The sequence below is a fragment of the Acidimicrobiia bacterium genome, assembly GCA_016650365.1.
Classification (GTDB): domain Bacteria; phylum Actinomycetota; class Acidimicrobiia; order Spongiisociales; family JAENVV01; genus JAENVV01.
This window is the reverse complement of the sequence record JAENVV010000240.1, coordinates 1-9,878: the sequence shown is the minus strand read 5'-3', so window position 1 is coordinate 9,878 and position 9,878 is coordinate 1. Positions and strand designations below refer to the sequence as shown.

Genomic DNA, 9,878 nt, shown 5'->3' with positions numbered 1-9,878 from the left:
CTATCTGCCATACGATCAGGTCAACTTCGAGGTGGTCACCGGCACGGTTGGCGACTCGTTCGATCGCTGGCAAGTCCGTTTGGAAGAGATCCGTCAGGCGGCCCACATCGTGCAGCAAGCCGTGGATCAGATTCCTTCGGGTCCGCTCCAGGCCAAAGTGCCCAAGGTCATCAAAGTGCCCAAGGGCGAAGTGTACGTTCGGGCTGAGAACCCCAAAGGCGAGATGGGCTACTACATCGTTTCCGAAGGCGGCCAGGGTCCCTATCGGCTCAAGATTCGTTCGGCCTCCTACTCCAATATTTCCGTGATTCCCCAACTCCTCGAAGGCGTGCTCGTTCCTGACATCATCGCCATCATGGGAAGCTTCGACTTCGTGCTCGGAGACGTTGACCGATGAAAAATCGTGCAACGATTTTCCATCGGTTTAGCAGTTCGCCTTTGGCGAACTGTGAGCAGGTCGATGGAATCGACCTGCCGGTCGCGTCGAGCATGACGAATCATCGGTGCGGGACTTTCGGTCCCGTTGGCAGTTCGATGAAATCGAACTGCGTGGTCGGTCTCGGTGAGCGAACTGCCCCAACCGTAAGAGGAACGGTTTTCAATCGGTGCGGGACCTTTGGACCGGTTAACAGGTGGCCTTTGGCGAACTGTGAGCAGGTCGATGGGATCGACCTGCCGGTCGCATCAGTGAAGATTCATTTTGTCGTTCCGACGCGCCTTGCTCAAGGGCGGAGGTGCGGGGCGTGATTGATTCGGTTGTGGAGTTCTTGCAGGGGAACTTTTGGGCGCTTACGGCGCTCAAGTTGGTGGCCATCCTTACCTTGATTCCGGTGTCGGGACTGGCCATCGGATTCGCCGAACTCAAACTTTCGGCCAAGATGCAGAACCGGGTTGGACCGTACTTCGCCGGTGGTCGATGGGGATGGGCCCAGCTACTCGCTGACGGCATCAAGTTCATCCAGAAAGAAGACATCATCCCGGCCGATGCCGACCGGCCCGTATTCCGTTGGGCGCCGGCCCTGGTCATGGTCTCGACGGTGGGACTGTTTGTCGTCATACCGTTCTGGGACGGCGGAGCCGTCGCAGACCTCAGCATTGGCATCTTCTACGTTCTGGCGATTTCGTCCATCAGTACCATCGGCATTCTCATGGCCGGCTGGTCATCAGCCAACAAGTACTCACTCATGGGTGGCCTCCGGGCTGCCGGACAGCTGATCGCCTATGAGCTGCCAATGGTGCTGGCGGTCGTTGGCGTCGTCATCATGGCCGGCACGATGTCGTTGAGCGGCATCATCAAGGCCCAGGCCGACTTCTCACTGTTCGGATGGTCAGGATTTGGCGACCAGCCGATCGCCAACTTCATTTCGCCTTTCTTCATCCTCCAGTTCGTCGGCTTCTTGATCTTCTTCATCTCGGCTCTCGCTGAGCTGAGCCGCATCCCCTTCGACATGCCAATAGCCGAGTCGGAGCTGGTGACCGGCTACCTCACCGAGTATTCCGGGTTCCGGTTCCTCTTTTTCTTCCTCGCCGAGTTCGCCAACATGTTCACGATGTCGGCCATCGCCGCCACCTTGTTCCTTGGCGGCTACCTTGGTCCATTCGTCGACCAGGTTCCCTGGCTCGGACCCCTGTATCTGGTCACCAAGATCGGTGTCCTGTGCTTTCTCATGATCTGGTTCCGGTGGACGTTCCCACGCTTCCGGGAGGATCAGCTGCAAAGCGTGGCCTGGAAGGTGCTTGTACCGCTTGGTCTTGCCAACATCGTCGTGACGGCGATTTTCAAGGTGGTGATGTAGGAATGGCGAATCTGCCCAAATTGCCGGGGATCGGCCTGGCCACGGGTCTGAAAGTGACCTTCGTGACGATGATCAAGACGCTGATTTCATCGGTGCGGACGCCAAGTAGTTCCTGGGTCCTCGGATTCGAGGATGACCTCGTCACCGTCAACTATCCCCGTTACAAAGAAGCGCCGGTACCCCGGGCGAGGGGGGTCATTGCTCTTGATCAGGAAGCGTGCACCTCTTGCATGCTCTGTGCTCGATCATGTCCTGACTGGTGTATCTATATCGAAGCCCATAAGGAAGAGAAGCCGCCGTCCAAGCCGGGTGGTCGTCCCAGGCAGCGGGCCGAGCTAGACCGGTTCGACATCGACTACGCCCTCTGTATGTACTGCGGAATCTGCGTGGAGGTCTGTCCCTTCGATGCCTTGTTCTGGACCCCCGAGTACGAGTATTCGGAGTACAAGATGGGCGCCATGCTGCACGACAAAGACCGGCTGCAGGATTGGCTCGTGACCGTTCCGACCGCCCCGGCTCTGGAGACCTGAGATGATGGACTTCACCGAACCAGTCACCTGGGTGGCCTCGATTCTTGGATTGGCCATCGCCACTTCCGGCTTCATTGTCGTGACTTCCAAAAACCTCATCCACGCCGCATTGGGACTGGTCGGCGCACTCGCCGGGACGGCCGGTCTCTTCCTGGTGCTCTCGGCGGAGTTTGTGGCCTGGGTTCTCGTCCTCGTCTACATCGGAGCAGTTCTCGTGTTGTTCCTGTTTGGCATCATGATTACCAGGGCGCCGGTCGGCTATGACGTCGACCTCGACAACGACCGGAAAGTCATCGCCGCGGTTGGGGCTGGCTCCTTGTTCGTTCTGACCTCATTTGCCGCACTCGACTCCTTCGGAGACACGGCGCTGTTGGGCATTGGCGACCCGACCAGTACCGGCGATCTGGCTGACGCACTTCTTGGCAGATTCGTTCTTCCCTTTGAGCTCGTCTCGTTTGTGTTGCTCGCCGCGCTCATCGGCGGGATCACCGTCGCCAGGAAGGATGCCACGCCAATCGCCGTAGGGGAGACCGAAGAATGACGCTCGGTCCGGTTCTTGTACTCGCGGCGCTCCTCTTTTCGATGGGGGTCTACGGCGTGCTGGCTCGCCGCAACGCCGTCACCGTCTTGTTGGCCGTCGAACTCATGCTCAACGCAGTCAATATCAACCTGGTCGCCTTCCAATCCGCGTTACAAAGTCCCCAGGGACTCGGGCAGATCTTTGCCATATTTGTGATTACGGTGGCCGCCGCCGAGGTCGGTATCGGCCTGGCGATTGTGCTGCTCATCTTCCGTAACCGGCGTTCGGCCAATCTCGACGACTTCGCGACGATGAAGGGCTAGCCGATGGCCAACCTCTTTCTGGCGCTCGCATCTGAAGGTGAAAAAGTTGTCGAGTTCGGCCCCGGTGGCCAACTACAAGAGTGGGCGTGGCTCATTCTGGTGGCGCCGTTCGTGGCCTACGTACTGATCCTTGCCTACGGCAAAAAGCTCAAGTACGAGGGTGGAGAGATCGCCGTCGGCATGATGGCTTTTGTGTTCGGCTACGGCCTGCTCCTGTGGGTCGACACGATCCGCAATCACACAGTGTTCGAGAAGAGCATTGAAATTGGCCGGGTCGGAAACGGCATGGTCTTTGAGTGGGGCTGGGTAGTCGACGGGTTGTCGTCGATGATGTATTTCGTAGTCGGTACCGTCGGCCTGCTCGTCTTTACGTACGCCCTCGGGTACATGAAAGGCGAACGGCGCAACACCTTCTTCTACGCCTCCTTCTCCCTGTTTGCGGGCGCCATGCTGGTGCTCGTGGCATCGGCCAACCTGGCTCAGTTGATCGTTGGATGGGAACTGGTCGGAGTCGCGTCGTATCTGCTCATTGGCCACTACTGGGAAGACAAGGCCAATTCCTCGGCTGGCATGAAGGCGTTCTTCACGAATAAGGTGGCCGATGTCGGTCTCATCGTCGGTGCCCTGGCATTGTCGGTGTCGGTCGGTTCGTTCCGCATCAAAGACATTCTCGAAGTCGCCACGCACAATGGAGACAGTCTGAACGCTCCCTACTTCGGGTCGACCGTGGCGGTGGCCGGTGCGCTCTTGCTGTTCTTTGGCGCGATGGGCAAATCTGCCCAGTTCCCGCTCCACATCTGGCTACCCGACGCGATGGCCGGTCCGACACCGGTATCGGCATTGATGCACGCCGCCACGATGGTCACGGCGGGTATCTACCTGATGGCGCGTATGTTCCCGCTCTATCAGGAAATGGCGACTGCCGCCCGCCCGATCATGATCGCAGTTGGTGCAGCCACCCTCTTCCTTACCGGTCTGATCGCCCTCGTCCAGGATGACATCAAGAAGGTCCTGGCCTATTCGACGGTTAGCCAGCTTGGCTACATGATGGTGGCCATCGCCGCCGGGGGCTATACCGCCGCCCTCTTTCACCTGTTCACCCACGCCTTCTTCAAGGCACTTCTATTCCTCGGGGCCGGCTCGGTCATCCACGGGGTTCACTCGAACAATATGTCCGACATGGGCGGCCTGCGTAAGTACATGCCTCGTACCTTCTGGACCTTCATCATTGGGTCGGGAGCACTGGCGGGCATCATCCCTCTTGCCGGGTTCTTCTCGAAGGACGAGATTCTCGGCACCCTGGACCATGAGGGTTATACGGCGGTGCTGTGGATTGCCATTGCCGGTGCGTTCGTTACGGCTTTCTATATGACCCGCGCCGTGGCATTGACCTTCTTCGGGAGCTACAAAGGCCATGGCCATCCTCACGAGTCCGAGGGGCTCATGACCGTGCCACTCATGATCCTGGCCGGCTTTTCGGTGGTCGCCGGTGCGGTCAACATGGCGGGTTTCAAGTTCGGCGAAACGATCGTTCTCAGGTACACCGGGTTCACTGAGTGGTTGGCCACCCGGGACTTTTCTCCGCTTGGCGATCATCATCCCGAAGCGCTTGAGTGGGGCCTGGCGCTGTATGGCACGATCGCCGCGGTGGGTGGCATCGCCATCGGATGGATGCTGTTCTCGAAAGACGGCGAGACCCAGGAGGCTCGCGATCGGTTGTCGATTCCGGTGCTGTATCCGATATTGCGTGCCAAGTATTACCTCGACGATGTAGCCCTTGCCCTGGTCGGGGTCATCAAGGGTCCGGCCGCTCGTTTTGTCGACTGGACCAACACCTATATTTTCGACACGATTGTCAACTCGTTTGGTTTCGCAGCCGGGTGGCTTGGCAAGGTCGTCTACAACGTGGCCGATCAGGGCATCATCGATGGCATCTTCAACGGTTCGGCCGGGGTGGCGTCGGTGGCCGGGGGATGGCTTCGAAAGATCCAGACCGGCAAGATCCAACAGTACGCCGGTGCGCTCGTCATAGGTGCGGTAGCGCTCGTCGTTGGCTTCGTAATTTTCAACAGCAACTGATACAACAGGAGGACCCACAATCATGGAGCTTTTGGACAACGGAACAGTCCTTAGCCTCATCACGTTTTTGCCGCTGGTCGGTGCCCTTGTAGTGGGTTTGATTCCCCGGGCGCAAGAAGAGGCATATAAGTGGGCGGCTCTCATCACGGCTCTGGTCGTGGGCGTTCTGTCAATCGTGGTGGCGTTTGTATTCGATTACGGCGATTCGGCCAAGTTCCAGTTCGGGACGGATCTGTCGTGGATCGAATCCATCGGCTCGAATTTTCACATCGGGGTCGACGGGATCTCGTTGCCGATGCTGGTGCTGTCGGCAGTCATAACGATCCTGGCCATCATCTACTCCTGGGACCATTGGGAGGAACCGCGCAATCCAAAGGCGTTCCTCATTCTCATGCTGTTGCTCGAGACCGGCATGAACGGAACCTTCGTGGCGCTCGATCTCATCTTGTTCTTCATCTTCTTCGAACTCGTGCTGCTCCCGATGTACTTCATGATCGGGATCTGGGGTGACAAAGCGCCCAGGACGATTGCGATGTTCAACCTCACGACCGAGACCCGCCTCTACGCATCGATCAAGTTCTTCCTGTTTACGCTTTTCGGCTCGGCGTTCATGTTGCTCTCGTTTCTCGGGTTGTATTTCAATTCGGGAGATGCCGGTGCGAGAACGTTCGACATCCCCAAGCTGATCGAGATGGCCCCACACCTTTCGGCTTTGCCGATAGCCGGATGGCTGTTTGCGGGCATGTTCCTGGGATTCGCCGTGAAGGTGCCAATGTGGCCGTTCCACACCTGGTTGCCGGACGCGCACACCGCGGCACCGACCGTCGGATCAGTGCTGCTGGCCGCCATCTTGCTGAAGCTTGGCTCGTACGGGTTCATCCGGATTGCCCTCCCCATCCTGCCCGAGCAGGCCATGCAGTGGGCACCGACCATCGCCATCCTGGCGGTCATCGGAATCATTTATGGATCGTTGGCCTGTTTGGCCCAGACCGATATGAAGCGCCTCATTGCCTTCTCGTCGGTCGGTCACATGGGTTTCGTGATGCTCGGAATCTCGACGATGACCGAGGCGGGGATCAACGCGGCCATTATCGGCATGGTTGCCCACGGCGTCATCACCGGCATGCTCTTCTTCGTGGCGGGCTCGATGCACCATCGATATCACACACGTGACATGGCCCGACTCGGCGGCAACGCCACACTGATGCCGAAGATGGGATTCATTCTCGGCTTCATCGCCATGGCCTCGTTAGGTCTTCCCGGCCTGGCAGGCTTCTGGGGCGAGTTCATGGCGCTGCTCGGTGCGTTCCGCCCGGCGGCTGGTCTGCCGGTTGGCCTGTTCCAGACGGCCATGGTTATCGGTGCCGTTGGCACGGTGCTGACGGCGGGTTACTTGCTGTGGATGCTCCAGAAAGTCAATCTTGGTGAGCCAAAGGAAGAGTGGGCCGGCCACGAGTTCCACGACGTAGATAAGTTCGAAATGGCTGCCTGGGTTCCGCTCTTGCTGGCGACCGTGGCGATCGGTGTGTATCCGAGGCTTGTGCTTGGATCTACCAACGGGGCCGTCAAAGAACTCGTTTCGACCATTCTCGAGAACCTGGCGTAACGGATGGGACCGACCCTCGACTACCTGGCACTCGCGCCGGAGCTTGCTCTCGTCGCGACACTGATGGCGGTGCTCACAGCCGACATCGTGCTGCCCCACGCCCAGAAGTACTGGACGGCGGTCTTGTCGGTGCTCGGCCTGACGGTAACGGCCCTCCCGATCCTCTTCTTGTTGTTGAGCGACGAGGGCACTCGCACGATGCTCGACGGATCCTATGTCGTGGACGACTTCGCCCTCATCCTCAAAGGTCTCTTCGTGGCGGCCGGCTACATCGTGATTCTCATGTCGGTGAGTTACATCGAGTCGGACCGGTATTACCAGGGCGAGTACTACTTCTTGCTGCTGGCTTCGATCCTCGGGTCGGTGGTCATGGCCTCGGCCAGAGACCTCATCTTGATGTTCGTTGGTCTGGAACTCGTCTCCGGGCCGTTGTTCCTCCTCGCCGGGTGGCGTAAGGGTGATGTCAAGTCCAATGAGGCCTCGCTGAAGTTCTATCTGCTCGGTGTGTTGTCGGCAGCCATCTTGTTGTACGGCATGTCGTTCCTCTACGGCTTGACCGGTACCGTCGATTTCGATGGAATCCGGGAGGCCTCGGCCGGTCTGTCCCACACGCCGGCCTTCATCATGGCTGTGCTCTTTGTCATGGTTGGGTTTGCGTTCAAGATTTCGGCGGTTCCCTTCCACTTTTGGGCGCCAGACACCTACGAGGGTGCGCCGACTCCGGTGACCGCCTACATGTCGGTCAGTTCCAAGGCCGCCGGGTTTGTCGGCATGCTGATCGTGACGTATGTGGCCTTCCCCGGGGCGTCGAATATCTGGGGTCCGGCTTTGTGGATCATGGCCGCCTTGACCATGACCGTTGGAAACCTGACGGCTCTGCGGCAGACCAATATTGTGCGGCTTCTTGCGTACTCGTCGATCGCCCAAGCCGGATTCATGTTGGTCCCCTTTGCGGTAGCCGGCGTGAGTTCGGATCCCACCGCCGTTGCCAGTGCCTTCGGAGCGACGGTGACCTACATCGCCATCTACACTTTTATGAACCTGGGAGCGTTCGCGGTCATCATCGCCGGTGCCCGCTACACCCGTTCGGGTGATATTGACAAGTGGGCCGGACTGGCCAGCTATCAGCCAGGCGTGGCGCTGTTCGGGCTGATCTTCTTCCTGTCACTAGCCGGGATTCCACCGCTGGCGGGTTGGTACGCCAAGCTCGTCATGTTCTCGGCCGCCATTGGAGGCGGTTCCGTTTGGACGGCTGTCCTGGCGGGTATCGCCGCCATAAACGCAGTAATCGCTTTCTACTACTACGCCCGGGTCGTCAAGGCCATGTGGTTCGATCCCGTCCCCGATGGTCACGTTGCCGGCAAACCCGAGCAGAGCCGGTCACTCCAGCTGGCGCTGGTGATCACCATGCTCTTCGTGATAGCAGCGGGCATCTATCCGCCGATCTCGGCGTACTTCGGAGATACGGTCGCTTCGATCGTCGGTGGCGGCTAGCCGGTCCGGTGTGTGGCCCCGGTGGGCCAACCCACATGTCGGTAAAGTAACCCCATGGATCAACACGCGGCCGTCGTCATTCTCGCCGGTGGTTCTGGTACCCGCTTTGGCGGTCCGGTCAGCAAGGTGTATCGACCTCTTGATGGTCGACCGGTTCTCCAGTGGTCGCTAGACACGTTCGCTCCACTCGTCGGACACCTGGTCGTGGTCGCGCGTCCTGATGATGCCAACCTGCTTGATCCGATCGTGGCCGGATATGACGTGTCCGTGGCCGAGGGTGGGTTGACGAGGACCGGTTCGGAACGAGCTGGGCTTGAGACGCTTCGGAGCCGGATCGAATCGGGAGAAGTGGACCTCGTTGCCATCCACGACGGGGCGCGACCCTTTGTGACCGCTGCCCTGACGGGCGAACTCATCGACACGGCCCGCCGGGTGGGCGGAGCAGTACCTGGCTGGCCTACTGCTGACCGACCGGATGCCGCTGATGGCTCGGCCGGATATGAGCTTCCAGGGTTCGGACATGTGACCGTTCAGACCCCCCAGGTGTTTCGGGCGGGGGAGCTTCTGGCGGCTTACGACGCACTGCCGGAGTATGAGGCGGCTGACACCGCGCTCGTTGTTCAACGGCATGGGGGTGTGAGGATTGTGCTCGTTGCCTCAGATCCGGCCAACCGAAAAGTCACGTTTCCAGGGGACCTGGGCTAACCGGCCAAAAAACACCAGGTTTCCGCCCGTCTTCTGACGGTGCATTCCGATAGGCTTGATTCATGGACGGAACCGGATTAGTCGTTGCTGTCATAGTCATTCTGCTCGTGCTCGTGCTCCTGGCCTACATCTACAACGGGCTCATCCGAGCCCGAAATCGAGTGGAGAACGCCTGGGGTCAGGTCGATGTGCAGTTACGCCGTCGGTATGACCTGATTCCAAACCTGGTGGAGACCGTCAAAGGCTACGCCAGCCACGAGAAATCGACGTTCGAAGCAGTCGTTGAGGCCAGGGCGGCATCTCAATCCGCCACCACGGTCGAGGCGCAGGCCCAAGCCGAAAACATGCTGACCGGAGCCCTCCGCCAGCTGTTCGCACTTGCCGAGGCCTACCCCGAGCTGAAGGCAGCCACCAACTTCCAGTCGTTGCAGCAGGAGCTGTCCGAGACCGAAGGCAAGATCGCCATTGCTCGACAGATCTACAACGATGCAACCCTCACGTACAACAACGCGGTCCAGACCGTGCCGACAAATATCGTCGCTTCCCTCCTGGGATTCCGTACGAAGCCCTATTTTGAGGCTGCCGGCGACGAGCGAAGCGTACCCCAGGTGGACTTCTGAAACGATCGTTCCTCACGGTTGGAGGGCTACTTGTTCTGGCGGCGCTGTTTGCGCCTGCCGCTCAGGCTCAGTCAAAGTCGTTCTGGTTCCCCGACGTCAATGTCGCCGTTGAACTCACCGACGATGGCACGGTCGTCGTTACAGAAAACCTGACGTTCTCTTTCAGTGGCTCATTCGAAGGTGCCTACCGCGACATCCCTGTGCG

10 protein-coding genes are annotated in these 9,878 nt (G+C 59.3%); all 10 read left to right on the top strand.

Annotated features, from left to right (window positions below; all coding sequences use genetic code 11):
• The coding region (locus JJE47_13905) for an NADH-quinone oxidoreductase subunit D 1 (GenBank protein MBK5268518.1) at positions 1-397 on the top strand (397 nt) is incomplete at its 5' end.
• 370 nt (positions 398-767) lie between these two features.
• Positions 768-1,796 (top strand): NADH-quinone oxidoreductase subunit NuoH, encoded by a 1,029-nt coding sequence (gene nuoH, locus JJE47_13900; GenBank protein MBK5268517.1) that lies wholly within the window; start codon positions 768-770, stop codon positions 1,794-1,796.
• Between the two features lie 11 nt (positions 1,797-1,807).
• The gene (locus tag JJE47_13895) at positions 1,808-2,326 is read left to right on the top strand and encodes a 4Fe-4S binding protein (protein ID MBK5268516.1); all 519 of its coding nucleotides are present in this window, start codon (positions 1,808-1,810) and stop codon (positions 2,324-2,326) included.
• Between the two features lie 4 nt (positions 2,327-2,330).
• The gene (locus tag JJE47_13890) at positions 2,331-2,867 is read left to right on the top strand and encodes an NADH-quinone oxidoreductase subunit J (GenBank protein MBK5268515.1); all 537 of its coding nucleotides are present in this window, start codon (positions 2,331-2,333) and stop codon (positions 2,865-2,867) included.
• A complete protein-coding gene (nuoK, locus tag JJE47_13885) occupies positions 2,864-3,169 on the top strand; it encodes an NADH-quinone oxidoreductase subunit NuoK (GenBank protein ID MBK5268514.1) in 306 nt (101 codons plus the stop codon). Before JJE47_13890 ends, nuoK begins: the two co-directional genes overlap by 4 nt.
• A gap of 3 nt (positions 3,170-3,172) precedes the next feature.
• Entirely contained in the window at positions 3,173-5,248 is a 2,076-nt protein-coding gene (gene nuoL / locus JJE47_13880; GenBank protein MBK5268513.1) for an NADH-quinone oxidoreductase subunit L, read from the top strand.
• A gap of 22 nt (positions 5,249-5,270) precedes the next feature.
• Positions 5,271-6,854 (top strand): NADH-quinone oxidoreductase subunit M, encoded by a 1,584-nt coding sequence (locus tag JJE47_13875; protein ID MBK5268512.1) that lies wholly within the window; start codon positions 5,271-5,273, stop codon positions 6,852-6,854.
• A gap of 3 nt (positions 6,855-6,857) precedes the next feature.
• The gene (locus tag JJE47_13870; protein ID MBK5268511.1) at positions 6,858-8,348 is read left to right on the top strand and encodes an NADH-quinone oxidoreductase subunit N; all 1,491 of its coding nucleotides are present in this window, start codon (positions 6,858-6,860) and stop codon (positions 8,346-8,348) included.
• Between the two features lie 54 nt (positions 8,349-8,402).
• Positions 8,403-9,053, top strand: coding sequence for a 2-C-methyl-D-erythritol 4-phosphate cytidylyltransferase (locus JJE47_13865; protein ID MBK5268510.1), 651 nt, complete (start codon positions 8,403-8,405; stop codon positions 9,051-9,053).
• Between the two features lie 62 nt (positions 9,054-9,115).
• On the top strand, positions 9,116-9,673 hold the full coding sequence (locus JJE47_13860; protein ID MBK5268509.1) for a LemA family protein: 558 nt from the start codon (positions 9,116-9,118) through the stop codon (positions 9,671-9,673).
• Positions 9,674-9,878: the final 205 nt, after the last annotated feature.

Bases quoted from the DNA above. Each gene is read 5' to 3' on its own strand.
- JJE47_13890 (MBK5268515.1), top strand. From the start codon at position 2,331: ATGGACTTCACCGAACCAGTCACCTGGGTGGCCTCGATTCTTGGATTG.
- nuoK (MBK5268514.1), top strand. From the start codon at position 2,864: ATGACGCTCGGTCCGGTTCTTGTACTCGCGGCGCTCCTCTTTTCGATG.
- nuoL (MBK5268513.1), top strand. From the start codon at position 3,173: ATGGCCAACCTCTTTCTGGCGCTCGCATCTGAAGGTGAAAAAGTTGTC.
- JJE47_13875 (MBK5268512.1), top strand. From the start codon at position 5,271: ATGGAGCTTTTGGACAACGGAACAGTCCTTAGCCTCATCACGTTTTTG.
- JJE47_13860 (MBK5268509.1), top strand. From the start codon at position 9,116: ATGGACGGAACCGGATTAGTCGTTGCTGTCATAGTCATTCTGCTCGTG.
- JJE47_13865 (MBK5268510.1), top strand. From the start codon at position 8,403: ATGGATCAACACGCGGCCGTCGTCATTCTCGCCGGTGGTTCTGGTACC.
- JJE47_13870 (MBK5268511.1), top strand. From the start codon at position 6,858: ATGGGACCGACCCTCGACTACCTGGCACTCGCGCCGGAGCTTGCTCTC.